General features: G+C 67.1%; 18 protein-coding genes. All 18 read right to left on the bottom strand.

Features of this window, described 5'->3' with window-relative positions; genetic code table 11:
• Positions 1–139 precede the first annotated feature (139 nt).
• A complete protein-coding gene (locus VM054_07485) occupies positions 140–373 on the bottom strand; it encodes a hypothetical protein (protein HUT98900.1) in 234 nt (77 codons plus the stop codon).
• Between the two features lie 510 nt (positions 374–883).
• A complete protein-coding gene (locus tag VM054_07480; protein ID HUT98899.1) occupies positions 884–1,078 on the bottom strand; it encodes a hypothetical protein in 195 nt (64 codons plus the stop codon).
• Positions 1,079–1,506: 428 nt separating this feature from the next.
• The gene (locus tag VM054_07475) at positions 1,507–1,800 is read right to left on the bottom strand and encodes a hypothetical protein (GenBank protein ID HUT98898.1); all 294 of its coding nucleotides are present in this window, start codon (positions 1,798–1,800) and stop codon (positions 1,507–1,509) included.
• A 4-nt stretch (positions 1,801–1,804) separates the two neighbouring features.
• A complete protein-coding gene (locus VM054_07470) occupies positions 1,805–2,182 on the bottom strand; it encodes a hypothetical protein (GenBank protein HUT98897.1) in 378 nt (125 codons plus the stop codon).
• Between the two features lie 210 nt (positions 2,183–2,392).
• The gene (locus VM054_07465; protein HUT98896.1) at positions 2,393–2,917 is read right to left on the bottom strand and encodes a hypothetical protein; all 525 of its coding nucleotides are present in this window, start codon (positions 2,915–2,917) and stop codon (positions 2,393–2,395) included.
• A gap of 32 nt (positions 2,918–2,949) precedes the next feature.
• Entirely contained in the window at positions 2,950–3,840 is an 891-nt protein-coding gene (locus tag VM054_07460; protein ID HUT98895.1) for a hypothetical protein, read from the bottom strand.
• 12 nt (positions 3,841–3,852) lie between these two features.
• Positions 3,853–4,125: a hypothetical protein gene (locus VM054_07455; GenBank protein ID HUT98894.1), complete on the bottom strand. Its 273-nt coding sequence runs from the start codon at positions 4,123–4,125 to the stop codon at positions 3,853–3,855.
• A 323-nt stretch (positions 4,126–4,448) separates the two neighbouring features.
• Complete coding sequence (locus VM054_07450) at positions 4,449–4,898, bottom strand: hypothetical protein (GenBank protein HUT98893.1); 450 nt, start codon at positions 4,896–4,898, stop codon at positions 4,449–4,451.
• Between the two features lie 248 nt (positions 4,899–5,146).
• The gene (locus VM054_07445) at positions 5,147–5,773 is read right to left on the bottom strand and encodes a hypothetical protein (protein ID HUT98892.1); all 627 of its coding nucleotides are present in this window, start codon (positions 5,771–5,773) and stop codon (positions 5,147–5,149) included.
• Between the two features lie 30 nt (positions 5,774–5,803).
• Positions 5,804–6,430, bottom strand: coding sequence for a hypothetical protein (locus tag VM054_07440; protein ID HUT98891.1), 627 nt, complete (start codon positions 6,428–6,430; stop codon positions 5,804–5,806).
• A gap of 35 nt (positions 6,431–6,465) precedes the next feature.
• Entirely contained in the window at positions 6,466–7,239 is a 774-nt protein-coding gene (locus tag VM054_07435; protein ID HUT98890.1) for a hypothetical protein, read from the bottom strand.
• The gene (locus VM054_07430; GenBank protein ID HUT98889.1) at positions 7,236–8,123 is read right to left on the bottom strand and encodes a hypothetical protein; all 888 of its coding nucleotides are present in this window, start codon (positions 8,121–8,123) and stop codon (positions 7,236–7,238) included. The genes VM054_07435 and VM054_07430 overlap by 4 nt, the downstream gene beginning before the upstream one ends.
• On the bottom strand, positions 8,120–8,551 hold the full coding sequence (locus VM054_07425) for a hypothetical protein (GenBank protein HUT98888.1): 432 nt from the start codon (positions 8,549–8,551) through the stop codon (positions 8,120–8,122). The genes VM054_07430 and VM054_07425 overlap by 4 nt, the downstream gene beginning before the upstream one ends.
• 41 nt (positions 8,552–8,592) lie before the next feature.
• Positions 8,593–9,045, bottom strand: a complete 453-nt coding sequence (locus tag VM054_07420) for a hypothetical protein (protein HUT98887.1) — start codon at positions 9,043–9,045, stop codon at positions 8,593–8,595.
• A gap of 165 nt (positions 9,046–9,210) precedes the next feature.
• Positions 9,211–9,666 carry a hypothetical protein gene (locus VM054_07415; GenBank protein HUT98886.1) on the bottom strand — a complete coding sequence of 152 codons (456 nt, stop codon included), beginning with the start codon at positions 9,664–9,666 and terminating at the stop codon, positions 9,211–9,213.
• A 41-nt stretch (positions 9,667–9,707) separates the two neighbouring features.
• Positions 9,708–9,881, bottom strand: coding sequence for a hypothetical protein (locus tag VM054_07410; protein ID HUT98885.1), 174 nt, complete (start codon positions 9,879–9,881; stop codon positions 9,708–9,710).
• A 100-nt stretch (positions 9,882–9,981) separates the two neighbouring features.
• Positions 9,982–11,076, bottom strand: coding sequence for a hypothetical protein (locus VM054_07405; GenBank protein ID HUT98884.1), 1,095 nt, complete (start codon positions 11,074–11,076; stop codon positions 9,982–9,984).
• 1,225 nt (positions 11,077–12,301) lie between these two features.
• Positions 12,302–12,920: hypothetical protein (locus tag VM054_07400; protein HUT98883.1), on the bottom strand; the 619-nt coding region annotated here is incomplete at its 5' end.

The following is a 12,920-nucleotide window of genomic DNA, read 5'->3' as shown; positions in this document are numbered from 1 at the left end:
GCGCGACGGAATCCACCACGGGAGGTGGATGCTCAAAAAGAGCAAGTCGAGGAAACGGTCTGTGTTCTCCTCGGTGAGCACCTTACGGAGTGTCTCGAGGGTGATCTGCCGGGCGCCCGTGAGGACGTTCGGGACTTCGTTAGTCATGGCGGAACCTCCAGGCATCGGTGAATGCGTCGGCTTCTTGTATTCGCTTCATTTCGAGGTAATTGGCGGCGTTGTACGAAATCGTCAGGAACCCGAGCAACCCGAGGAATTGCCGGCCGGCCGGCCCGAGCTCCCGTCCCTCCACGGCCGCCCACAACAGGAAAGGCCCGACAACGAACACGTCCAGGAGTCGGACCCCTTGAGCTTTCACGGGACCAACCTCCACGCCCCGTCCCCGAGCTCGGACTGACTGAGTACCTCGAGGGTGTGCTTCGCGGCCTCGGCGCCGCCGAGGCGGAAGGCCAACCCGACGTATGCCCAGGCATTCGATACCGGGGCCCCACCTTCCTCCCACCTCCCGAGCGTGCGCGGATGGACACCTAAGCCGTAGGCTACGCGCGCTTGAATGACCATCCCACCGCCCGACCACGTCCGGGTCGGGAGTGATTCGCGGAGCGCTTGCATTACTTCGGCCGGCACCATGGGCGTGGCCCGGTCGGTGCGCTTGGGTACCTTCTTGCGGGGCGGGCTCATGATCCCCCTCCGGTCCGCTCGAGCTCGAGGGCGGGCCGCGCGCGGATGTCACATTCCCGGGAACAAACCAGCGGCGCACCCCGAAAGGGCCGATACATGTAGAGGTAGCGCCGGCCGTCTCCTTTGATCCGCGCCGACTTGCCGCAACCGACACAGATAATTCCCTCTTTGACGAACGCGCGGCGCCTCACCACGTCGGCGCTCATAGCAAGTCTCCCGGCTCGGTTCCTGTAAAGATCATCAGAGCCACGAGCCACATGAAAAGGGCGCCCAATAGATACACGCCGGCGGCGCCATCGAGGGGCTCGTACCAGCCCCAGGCCGCGAACAATACGCCCGCGGCGAGAAAGATCCCGGCCCCTGGTCCATCGAACTTCCCGCGGTTGTAGTTGGTCATGGCGCGACCCTCCGGAGGAACCGAGGCACAAAGCAATCCTCGAGCTCCCCCGTCCGTCGGTTGAGGTGACGCCGGATCCCGCCTACGTCGTGCGCTAGCTCGAAGTCTGAGGCCACGGCCAAGGCTTCGAGGTTGAGCGGAGTCCGGTGGTGGACGGCCGCTAGGTCCATGAGAGTACTCTTCCGGCCTTCGCCGGTCTCTCCGTCCCTCTGCTGCATGGCCTCCCAGCGCCGCGCAATAAACTCCGCGACTAGGCGCTGTCGTGGACTGAACTTCGCGAACTCCACCGGGGAGCCTTCCCATCGTAGCATTTTCCGCCTCCCATCCATGCGGCCCCGACCAGCGCGGGGCCCGGCGCCCTAATATGGCACCGTGCCGGGCCCCGCGCCAGCAATTGGGATCCCACCAGGTCGGACCCGGAGGTCCGATTAGGAGATCAGCGAATGCGGGAGAAGGGCGGTCAACCGGACCTGCGGCGCGGCGACACCGGACCCGACGGCCACCGACTTGGTGACCACGATGTTGACCGCGTCGATGGTGGTGACGGCCCAGAGCGACAGCCCCGCCTGCACCTGGAGGAGCGGGCAGAGGGCGACCACCACGGGGACGGCGCCGAGCCCGTGGGGGATGTTCCCGGAAGCGGCGTCGGCGTCGGCGTCCGCTTGGATGTCCGCCACGAACGCATACGTTCCGGCCAACACCGGGGTGATGGTAAATGCCATGGTGCTACTCCTCTCTGACGCGGTGGTGAAGTAGGGTGGTGAGGAAGAGGAGTGCGAGGCTCCCGATTAGCCACGCGGGCAGCGCGCGGCTGACGGTGACGGTCACCCCCTCAACCTCTATCGGATCCTCAATGCCTCCGGTGTGGCCGCCCCATCCGGGAACCGGCGTGTACTGTCCGACGCCGGTTTCCACGAAGGCCGCGGAGTCGGCCTTAGCGAATTGCTGTTGCATGTCGGCGATCGGTGCCATGTGGATATGTTCTCCCTGATGCCCCGGAATCGCCGGTTCGTAGATCCACCGGCCGATGTAGTCCCGCCACGGCTGGCTCGTGCCCCAGGCGAAAACGTCGGTCAAGTCCGCGTTCGGCGTGATGAAGTCCACCGTACCGCCCGCGGGGTGGGCTCCGGTGCGAAGCAGGCACCCGTCCCGCCACCATTTCCATGAGGTGACCACGACGGGCCCCCACCGATCCCGGACCGGCTGAAGGACCCGCTCCGCAGTCTCGCGAAGTCGAGCGATGTCCGCCGGGCTGGCGTGCCGCCAGCACGGCATTTCCTCGAGGGTGAAGTTTCGGGCAAGGACCGTCACGAGCTACCGCGCCCTCCGGAGTGTGGGGAGCAGGAGCAGGGCACCGAGGGCGAGGATCGGAGTCCACGGGATCGGCGCGGCCGCCGGGATACCAGCTCCAGGAGCTCCACCGTCTCCAGGAGCTCCACCGTTGCCCGGGGGCGGCTCGTGGTTGGACTGGAACAGACACTTTTGGAGCGCAGCATCCCACACGTACCCGGACGGGCACTCCCCGGGCGTGGTCGGTTCCTCCGGCGGGAGCTCGGGGGGCTCGGCCGGCGCGCCGGCCTCCCAGGTCTCCACGACGTAGATCCCGTAGCCTGCGGCGGCGCCGTAGACGGTGACGGGTCCGCCGAAGGAATAGAGCTCGAACGCGGCCCTCGAGCCGGGATCCGCGGCGTACTGAAGGTTGAAGTTGTGGCCCGGTACCGAAAACCGGAGCTCGCCGGACGCCATGACCTGGAGCTGGCCCGTGATGCTCGGCGCATCCCAGGGCAGGGCGTAGCTACCGAGTCCGGAGGGCCGGCCGCATCCCTGGAAAGCGTACATGTCGGAACCTCGCAAGAATGAAAGAGACCGTCCTAGGTCGTGAGCTCCACACCGTCCCGGGTGAAGGATCCGGTCCTTATGCGCCAGTAGGCGAACCGGATCCCGTTGCCCGCGCCCAACGTCCCGTGGCGCAGGGCAAGTTGCATGACGTTCGTGGCCGCCGGGTTCCACCAGCACCCCCCGGCGAGGTTGGTGAACCGCAGTTGAGTCGCACCGGGGAGTAGCTGGCCACCAACGTACACGTCTACGGTAGCGTCCCGCGCGCCCGATCCTCCGGTGATGAAGAAATCAAAGCTCTGCCAGTCGCCGGCGGCCGGCGGGGCAGGGATGGCGACTTGGGTGAGCACGCCACCGGGGCCCGGTGTGGTGGCGTCGTATGCGGTGAAGTTGAGTCCGCCCGCTCCATTCCCGAAGATCCCGAACCCGCCGGCGTTCGCCACCACACCGCCACCGAACCCCGGCCAATTCTGGACCAGGAGAGCGGCCGGACTGTTGATTACCGCCACCCCGGATGCGCTGGTCAAGATAGCGCCAGCGTCGGGGGCGAGGGTAAAGCTGATCCACACCGCCCGTTGATGGGGAAGGGTAGTGACCCCGGGAGGGAAGCTGACAGCGGGCCCGATGGCGGGGAAAAGCGGGATGTTTCCCCAGGTGTGGCAGAGGATCGCGGCGACCGTCTCCCAGCGCTCGGCGAACATGCCGCGGTACCGGCCCGTAACGCGCGTTGCCCCTCCGCCCGCCTGATCGAAGCTTTGGAGGTCGCGGCTAAGCGTGGTGGTGACTTGCGCCGTCACGAAGGTTTGCCCGCCGATCATGGCGCATTTCCCACTCTCCGCCCCGGCAACCTGGTTGTGACGCCACGGCCATTGAATGTCGAGCGCCCAGCTTGGGGTGGGGCCCTGGAGAATGACGGTGGAGGGCATCGGGCGAGCTCCCTAGATGTCCCAACCGGCGCGGCTCGCGTCGGCTAGTGCGCTCGGCACGATCCACCCGTGAAGGATCGCGCCCACGTTGTAGGCGCCACCGTCCAGGACGGTAACCGACACCTCCACGGTCCGGCCCGGCTGCACCTCAATGTAGACTTCCTCAGGCCCCCAGGACTGCGCCCATACTGCGATTACCGCGGGGAGTACCGGAATCCGCTGCCAGCCCGGAACGGGTGTTCCGTCCACCCGGACCGTGAAAGCGATGTCCGAGGTCCCGAGCACTTGCTGTACCTGGAGCACGAGCGACCGGATGTAGGCAACCGATCCCTGAGGTACCAGAAAGGCAGTTCCGGGCAGCACGGCCGGCGTGGTGGCCACACTCGCGCCGGCGACGTTCCCGCCCACGATGAAGTCCTGACCTTGCGGCGGCTTTACCTCATTGACCGGGGGAACCGTCCGGACGAACCCGGGCAGAGCTCCACCGCCAGCTCCCCCGCCCCCGAAGGGCAACGGCGCGGCTCCACCTCCCGGGCGAGCTCCGCCCCGTGCGGCCTCTTCGGCCGTGGCGAGGAATTGCGGCGGGGTCTTCCAGAGCTCGGGCATGGTCAGGTGTTAAAGATGTTGATTCCGCCGAACGACAGCCGCACCAGGTACGCGGTCGCACCGTAGGACGCAGCGGAGACGGTGATGATGGAGCCGCCCGAAACGAGCCGGGGCGCGACGAGCCCGCCCGAGCCCGCATTCGGGTTCGTCAAGCTTCCGATGATCGCAGCCCACGGCATGGCGCCGTTGGTCAGATCATCTCCGCTGGAGAACCGCACCCATGCGGTCAGCGACGGATCCGGAACCGACACGTCGGGCGCGGCGACCGTGTACACGCGCCCCACGATCTCCATGAGCAGGAACGCGGCCACATTCTGGAGCGGCGTCGTGAGGTCCGCAGCGCCGCCGACGCCGATGGCCGCCGCGGTTGTGATGGGCGTATAGTACGGCCGCAGCGTCCGGCCCCGGTACTCCGGCGGAATCCACGACAGCGCCTCAGCGAGATTGATCATTTTCGATCCGCCTTGCGGATAAGGTTCGCATTCACCGACCTACCCCACCCGGCGCCGCAACCGGGCGGGTTACTCGCGGGGCTTCCGGTTTCCCGGACGGCGTCCCCTTCATCGGCGCCTCAGCGCCTTCGTAGTACCGATACCGGACCGACCCGGCGTCGCGGGCGGTGGAGGCGGCCCGGTGTGGATGGGCACACCGGACACTTACGGCCCTGCAAACCGTTCTGGCCTCTCACCGCCCGCTTTCCTTACCGGATCTGCCGATAGTACGTCCCGTGCATGGCCAGCTTGAGCGCCACGGTCGCCGTGAGCGCCACCGCGGCGGGCCAGCGGATCTGCCAGGAAAACGCCTGGAGCGGGAGAATGAGGATGGACGGATCACCGTCCGGGCCGATGCCCATGCACCGGCCCTTCCCGATGAACCCGTTGTTCCCGTACTCCACGGCCGTCCGGGTGCTGAATCCCGTCGGCCCGCCAGCCGCGGGAACCGTGGCGAGCGAGAAGTGGCAGTACGGCTTCCCGGAATACAGGAACTCCATGAACGGCGACTGCCCCGCGGTGGTGCCGTAGAGGAGGGCGTACATGTCCCTGAGCCGGGGGAAGTCCCCGGGCTCGGCCGTGATGACATCGAGCGTCACCACGCGGGGCGCGAAGAAGTCCGGGTTGGGGAGCTGCCCGGCCGCCTTCATGTTGGTGACGAACCCGTTGTTCACGTCGGCGGCCGTGAAAAAGGTCAGATTCTGGGTGACGGTGGTGACGTAGGGCTGGGTATCGTAGAGCTCGAACTCCAGCGCCTCCATGTTCCCCTTGACCGCCCCGGGGGTGCCGATACTGCTCAGCTCCTCCATGGTGTGGGGGATGACCAGTCCGTGCATGTGTTTCTCCTCGAGGTTGAACGTCAGAGGTTACTGGAAATACTCGATGCCCGAGCCGGGCGGCGAGGTCTGCCATCCCCGGAGCATCAGGGCCCGTCCGGGCTTGCGAGCGAAGGCCGGCAACGCACGGCGCGCGCCCGTGAGCGGGCGTCGGACGTAGGATCCCATGGTCCCACTGACGGCCGTGGAGATCACCGGGAGGTTGGCGCCGGCGATCATGCTCTCCATCGGGGCGGCGAGCCCGCCCGCGAGGACCATGCGCGCCACGTCCGGACCGGCGAACATGTCCGTGACCCAGCCCAGGGCGACGGCGAGCGCGGCCTGAATGGCCAGGCCCGTATTCCCGGCGGTGGGGAGACCCACCACGCCGGGCAGCGCGCGGACGGCGACCTTGCCGCCGATCACCTCCACGGCGCCAAGGGCGCCATCCACGAGCATTCCGACCAGGTCGGTGCCGAGCCCGTCCGGGTTGCGGCGCCGGCGGCCATGGCGGGGCAGGAAGCGGCCAGAGGCGGACCGGGGCGCACTACGCGCCGCCTTCCGAGCCGAGGCACGACGGCGGGGCTTGGCCGGGTTGGCCGGGTTCTGGCGGCGGCGACGGTGCGTCCCGCCCTTGACGAAACGTCCCCGCTTATCGCGGGCGGGCTTGCTGGCCATGATCTCACTCCTACTTGGAGGATTGACGAGGAACCTCACAGATCCCGCCAAATGCGCCGGCGGGGATGAAAAAGACGGACACTCCCGTCCTCGAGCGCTTGCATCCGGACGCCTCCCCGGAAGGTGTGCGTGTACGGCTCGCCGTCGTCGTCGTGGACGTAGTCGAGAGACAACACGCGGCGACTCCAGAGCCCGTCCGGTTGCGGGTTCGCTCCTAAAATCATGAGCTGCGGGTTTTCGGACGGAGGCAGGCAGGGATTGGACCGGCGCCGGCCCCGTTGCATGTACCACAGAATCCCGAAGACCGCGGCGGCCCCCAGGACGGTCCCTATCCCGAGTCCACCGAGGACCGACATGTCGGGCATCGGGCCCGCGGCGTCCATGAGCTCGAGGGCCTCCGATGGGGTGAGGGTGCCCGCTTCGATCATGTCGAGAATCTTGGCTTGTGCGGCATAGGAGCGGAAAACCCACGCCACGATTAGGGCCAGGGCCACGAGCCCCGCCAGGATCGCCGGCGGAATAATGACGGCCCCTAGCCCGATGAATCCCCGGGATTCTTCGATCCGCTTGGCGGTTCTCGCCTGGACCCGAATCAATAGGGCGATTTCGTCCACCGAGGCGCGCGCCTCTTCCTTTTCCCGACTCGGCGGCAACGTGGCCGCGAGACTGGCGGCCCGATGCTGCAAGGCCAGTAATTCGGGGAACATGTCCCGGAAGCGAACCCACGTCGATTTGAGGTAGAGAACGGGATCCGTGCCGCTTGAGGGAAGTCCCGCGGCCGCCATTGCGGAAGGGTACGCGTAGCTCATGGGCGCCCCCTGCGCTGGGAAGCGATGAGAGCGACGGCGAGCCCACCGAGAATCCAAAGTGCGCCGCGGCCGGGGACGCCAACCGTGGAGGGTGCCGGAGCTCCCGGAGCTCCCGGAGCTCCCGCCGGCGTGGTGGGCATCAACCCGGTCCCTTCCGGCGTGGTGCTTGGATACTCCGTGGACGGCGGCCCCAGCTCGCCCGTTGGGGTGACCCCGTACCCACGGGAGCCCGTCGCCTCGATATACGCATCCTGGACGGTCACCAGACCGGCGACCGGGTCCCATGTGCCCGTCACCATGAGCGCGGGGCCTTGCGGGGCGTACGTGGCAAGCCAGGTGGCCGCGGCCGGATCAGAGCCCGCGGCGATCTTGTACGTCTTTCCGTCGGCCCCGTAGAGCGTCGCGTTTTCCGGGATCCCTTGGCCGGTGACATGGACGGTTGCGATCTGCTCACCCGTCCACGGTGGCGTAGGAGCTGGCGCGGGCGTGGGCTCCGCTGGCGCCGGCGCGGCCGGCGCCGCGGGATAGATGTCCGTGACGTATGAAGGGAGGTTCGAGGGGTCCGGTCCCGTTGTCGTGGCGAACTCGTTTGCGCCCAGGCTTCCGGCCCCACCGTTCGAGAGCATCCGACCGTCAGAGAGCAGGAACCCCCCGAATACAACGCGCGCCTTGCCCGCTTCGCCGTAGGTCTTGATGAGGCTCTCCACGCTTCCCCATGCCGGCGTGATGTTGACGAGCGTCACCGTTTTGCCCGGCTGGTCGTCGGGCGAAATGATGATGGAATGTCCATCGGGCGACGCGTGCCAGGCGCCGCCGGCCACATAGTAGCCGAGCGCATACACGGGCTCCGCACCTAACCCACCCCCGCGGCGCCCGTAGCTCATGGGGTCCTCCGGAGGGCGAAGAGGGCAATGACTCCCACAATGGCGGCGGGCCCGATCCACGACGGAACCGCGGCCGGCTCCGCACCATTTACCAGCTCCTCACCCGGCCCCGTCCCGTCCGGGGGCGCCCCGGATTCCGGGGGCGGCTCCGCACCGTCCACCACTTCGGCCGGCTGTTGGACTTGTGCGTAGAGCGTTTCGATGGCCGCGGCGGCGGCCTGGCTCGGCGCATCGTAGGGGGTGCAGTCGGCGCCGCCGTGGGCCTCAGCCACGAGATAGCCGGCGAGATTGCGGAGACTTGCCGGCGGCCACCAGCGGTAATAGCTCCGCATACTGATACTGGCCTTGGCCGCCTCGGATTGTTCGAGTGTCGAGCTCTTGAGAAGTTGGAATACATCCCACACATCATAGGGACCGATGCAATGCACGATCCCGTTTAGAGCGTCGTGGGCATAGGTCGAAACGTCCATCAAGCGCGCTTCTTCGTCGGGCTCATGAGGAACCAGATCCCGAGCCCCAGCGCGGCGAGGACGGGGAGCCCGGCCGTGAGCGTGCCGCCAGTCAGCTCGGGGAGGCCCGGGATCATGGACGGGGCTTCCGCGGCGAGACTCCGGATCGCCTGCGCGGCGAGTCGGCTTTCGTTGTCCGCCGCGGTGCAGTCACGGCCGCCATGCGCTTCCGCTACCAGCATCCCGGCGAGCGAGGGAAGATCAGCCGGCGGGAACTTCCGGTACCAGGACCGGGCGGCGATGCTCATTCGGACGCGGGCGATCTGCTCCGCGGTGGCCTTGGTGAGTAGGGCGTAGACTTCCTCGGGAAAGAACGGGCCCGAGCACATGATTACGCCTTGCTGCGCCCCGAGCCAGAAGTCGTCTTCATCGGCGACGTTGTCCAGGCCGAGCTTTCTCCCGAGCCAGCCCAACGCGCGATCCCACCACGCGTCCCCATAGGTCGGATAGGGGCCCGTGTACGTCGGGGGCATGGCGGTGTCGGGCCCGGGGAGGCCCGGATAACTCGCGGTCGGCGGAAGGCTCTGAGTGCCGGGGTAGACCGGGTAGCCGGACGGGTAGGCATACATTATCGGGCCTCACAGGATCAGCGTAAGCTCTTGAATCGCGGGAGCGCCGTCCGCTGGCCGCATAATGTCCAGCTCTACCCATACACCGGGCGGCTCGAGAACGTCCACAAAAACGTGATCCGGAATCGGGCCCAGCCCGGTAATGACCGCACAATAACGGGCCGGTAATCCGCCTGCAAGCGCAAGTGCGGCGCCCAGGACCGCCAAATCGTCACAATCGCCCCGGAGTCCCCGGCTTGGATACTGGAGCCAGCGGTCGAGCTGTAGGGCCGGGGCGGACAGGAGCTCCACATCCCACGGGTCCTCCACCATAACCCACCTGTCGGCGAGCCAGTCCCGGAGCGCCAGCGCTGGCCAGCGCTCGCCCTCCATGAGCCAGCCCGCTAAGTCACGGACCAGCGGATCGGCGGCGCCCTCCCGGGCGAGACTGGCCATCGCCTCGAGCGTCGTTCGGATTCCCGCCAACGTCGCCGGGATCCACGTCCGCCGGACAGTCACCGGATAGCTCATTCGTCGCCGGTCTTCCCGAAATGAGCGTTTAACATGCGCTCCAGGCGGTCGAAACGCTCCGTCAGGTTCAAGAGGTTGACTTGAACCGTGGTGATCTCTCGGGAGAGTCTCCACGCGCCCCCGACCACGATAAGCAGGCCGCCGAGCGTGACAGTTAACTCAGGTTCCATGACGGTTGCGCCTCGGAATGTGGGGGGCGGACGGCCGAACTTACCGCGCCCCAGCGTTGGGGGCCAACCTCCAGGGAACCCCTCCGGGCACGGCGCCGCCCTAGTTTTCGGGGAGCTCCGTGAGTACTCCGAGCTCCGCGCCGGCGTCTTCCTCTTCCTCTTCCTCAGTCTCACCGGCCGGGCTCAGGTTCTCCCGGAGGCCGTGCACGAGCTTTTCAATCCATGGCCGGTGCGGGCCCAGCTCCGGGAACCAGCCGATCAGACGGGTGAGCGCACTTCCGTCCAGGACGATCTCTGCCAGCGCATCGTGCCAGCCGGGCGGGATCTCGTCGGCGATAACATCCGCGCGGATCCCCGGGTCCTTGCCTTGCTCTGCCCAGGTGACCAGGTAGGGCACGAACTGAGCGAGGACCCCGCGAAGGTCGGTTACCGGGGGGTTGGGTTCGCCGGTCTCTGCCGGAATCTGCGCGGGGGTGCCGATGCGTTGCTCCAGGATCCGGAGAAGGGGAACACCGACCCGGTCAATCACATGGTCGTAGGGGCCTCCACCACCCCCTCCTGAGTCGCGCACCATCTCCAGGAGGATCTTGACGAGGCCCAACATCTCTGAGCCGTCCCGGACGGGCGTTTCAACGTGCGGCACCACGCGGGCCTGCATTTCCTTCACGAGCTCGAGGACCATCCGGAATGTGTTGGCGTCGGCCGCGGCGGTCGGAGGGTTGCGTAGGTCCGCCACGAAGTCTTTGAGCTCGGCGAGTGCCGCCACGATTCGGTCCTCCCGCCGGAGGCCCTCGAGCTCGGCGACCCGTTGCTCCGCTTCCTCAGCGCGGCGCCGGTCGCGCTCGGTATCGGCTTCCGGCTCCACGGTGCGGCTGAGATCCTTGGCCGGCCCCACAATAGAGAGCTGCTTAAATCCGATGTACCCGCTCTTGTTTTCCTTATTGGGCGGCCCATGGAGCCGGACAGAAAACCTGCCTCCACCCCAGCGCTTCCGGATTTCGTCGGGAATGTCTACGGCCGGCCAGGGCAGCGAGCCACAATACTCTTGGCGGGAGTCGAGGTCATTGTACCGATAGACCACCACCCGGTCCGCGTCCTCACCGAGCCCGGCGAGAAACTCCTCGACGGATTCTACCGGGTCGAGCGCGCGGAGCTCGGGACCCCTGGGAGGGTTCGGGTCCTTCTTCCGAGTCATGTCGGCCTCCAGGAGGCTCTAGGTGAATCCCTGCGTACCGCCGGCTCGGTGGGCATTGAAGCCCACGCGCCCGGGACGCCTCCATTCCGCCGGACGGCCGCAGGGGGATTTCCACAGAATCAGCACAGAAGGAGATCCGCGCGCTCGGTGGGGTAGGCGGCTCGCCGGTGGAGCCAGTACCCGGCGGGGGCCGTCTCTCGCGGTACAAGCGCCCACCGAGCCGCGGAATGAGGTGGAAATTATGTGGAAAACAAGGGGATAACAAGGGGATAACAACGGAAGGACGGTGGAAAACTAACCAATAACTGAGGCAAAAGGGCAAAGCCCGCCCCTATCCCAGCCCCACCCCCCTTCCCCACCCCATGGGATAGGGGCGGGGGCGAGAGTTGGCGGGTGCGCGCCGCAGGCGCGCTCTTTGGGTACTGTCACCCCCCGTTGCAGCGCCCCCCCTCATGGGGGGGCTCGCACGCCGTCAAGGACAGCGCACCGGCTGAGCCCGGGCGACCCGTGCTGGCGTCGCCATGCTCAACCGCGGGAGGTGCACCTTGTACCGTCAGGGCGCACCGTAGCGCCGCCGAACCCCGAACGTCCCAGCGGCCCCATGCCATGGGGTAACCGTCGGCTAGCTCCGATATTCGTCGGGCGGCGGTGATGGGGGGTCCACTGAGGCCCCCGATCATTTCCGATCCGTGCCGCAGCTTATCCGCCACGAAGCACGGGGATTGAAACACTGTAATTCGTTGGGAGAAAAGAGGTTGTAGGGGCACGAGCCTTCGTAGCGCGGTTGTGGTATGATTCGTGCCCCTCAGACAAAAAATAGCCCCGGTCCTCGAGCTGAGGACCGGGGCTGTCCCGTTCCGGGCGGATGGTCGCCTTCTAGGGAACGTCACCGTCCATCCGTTCCTCGAGCGCGCTTGCAAGGTAGGTCCGTGCGAGCTCCGCGCGGTGCGACGGGACCGGCTGACCGTCGGGCACGTCCAGAGCCTTTAGGGCGGCCCGGATAACGAACCCCAGCGGTGTATGTTCATGCACTGGAGCACTCGGCACGGTGCCGCCTCGAGGCGGTGCATAGGGATGCAATCCGGGCACGGCGCCGGAAGGGCGGAGACCCTTGAGACCGTCGGCGATGGCCCCGAGCATCGTTTCGAGGGCGGCCGTTCGGTCGCAAAGCGCGCCGATTTGCTCCAGGGTGACCCCAGGGGCCTCAACGGGGAGCTCGGGAGTGTCAGGCATCGGACCCGCCTTCCGCGCGGCCCTGGAGGCTGTCGGGCGTGCGTGCGAGCCATGCGCGGGCTCTGGCTACTCCATCGTGGAGCTCCTGGGCCCATGGCTTCCCAACGTCCGGGATGGCGGCGTTAAGATCGAAAAGGATGGTCGCGAGCTCTCCGAGGTCGCCTCTCGGGTGCGCTTCATCGGCCGCCCGGTCCTCCGCCTCGATACGCTTCAGGATCGGCGCGAGCTCCGCCGATTGTTCGGGCGTGAGCGTTACCGCCTCCATCCGGACCGTGTGGGAGCGTCCCCCCGCGGCCGGCTTCGTGGATTGGGCGTTATGTTGGCCGGCGGCCTCCGGGTCCGGATACATATGAAGCGCGAAAAGCGCTTCCTGGAGCCGATCCCAACATGTTCCGAGCCGGCCGGAAAGGTGCGCCGCGAGTGCGTCGCCACCTCTGACCATGTTACTGTAGCACCGCGCCGCCTCGCACACCGCCACCATGCGCCCGAACCGCCCCACCTCCAGGTCAAGGTTGCCCACGGGCCCGTAGATGGACGCGGTCTCGGCGAGCGTGGCGATGTCCTCCAGGAGCTTGCGATGGCCCCTTGTGAGGTCTGGAGCCGTCACCTCC

The sequence above is a fragment of the bacterium genome, from assembly GCA_035528375.1.
Classification (GTDB): Bacteria; RBG-13-66-14; RBG-13-66-14; order RBG-13-66-14; family RBG-13-66-14; genus RBG-13-66-14.
The sequence above is the reverse complement of the archived record's forward strand: the minus strand, read 5'-3'. Positions and strand labels throughout refer to the sequence as shown.

What these genes read in the sequence shown, in the direction of transcription:
- VM054_07480 (HUT98899.1), bottom strand. Translation starts at nt 1,078, where the DNA reads ATGACCAACTACAACCGCGGGAAGTTCGATGGACCAGGGGCCGGGATC.
- VM054_07475 (HUT98898.1), bottom strand. Translation starts at nt 1,800, where the DNA reads ATGGCATTTACCATCACCCCGGTGTTGGCCGGAACGTATGCGTTCGTG.
- VM054_07465 (HUT98896.1), bottom strand. Translation starts at nt 2,917, where the DNA reads ATGTACGCTTTCCAGGGATGCGGCCGGCCCTCCGGACTCGGTAGCTAC.
- VM054_07460 (HUT98895.1), bottom strand. Translation starts at nt 3,840, where the DNA reads ATGCCCTCCACCGTCATTCTCCAGGGCCCCACCCCAAGCTGGGCGCTC.
- VM054_07450 (HUT98893.1), bottom strand. Translation starts at nt 4,898, where the DNA reads ATGATCAATCTCGCTGAGGCGCTGTCGTGGATTCCGCCGGAGTACCGG.
- VM054_07445 (HUT98892.1), bottom strand. Translation starts at nt 5,773, where the DNA reads ATGCACGGACTGGTCATCCCCCACACCATGGAGGAGCTGAGCAGTATC.
- VM054_07440 (HUT98891.1), bottom strand. Translation starts at nt 6,430, where the DNA reads ATGGCCAGCAAGCCCGCCCGCGATAAGCGGGGACGTTTCGTCAAGGGC.
- VM054_07435 (HUT98890.1), bottom strand. Translation starts at nt 7,239, where the DNA reads ATGAGCTACGCGTACCCTTCCGCAATGGCGGCCGCGGGACTTCCCTCA.
- VM054_07430 (HUT98889.1), bottom strand. Translation starts at nt 8,123, where the DNA reads ATGAGCTACGGGCGCCGCGGGGGTGGGTTAGGTGCGGAGCCCGTGTAT.
- VM054_07410 (HUT98885.1), bottom strand. Translation starts at nt 9,881, where the DNA reads ATGGAACCTGAGTTAACTGTCACGCTCGGCGGCCTGCTTATCGTGGTC.
- VM054_07405 (HUT98884.1), bottom strand. Translation starts at nt 11,076, where the DNA reads ATGACTCGGAAGAAGGACCCGAACCCTCCCAGGGGTCCCGAGCTCCGC.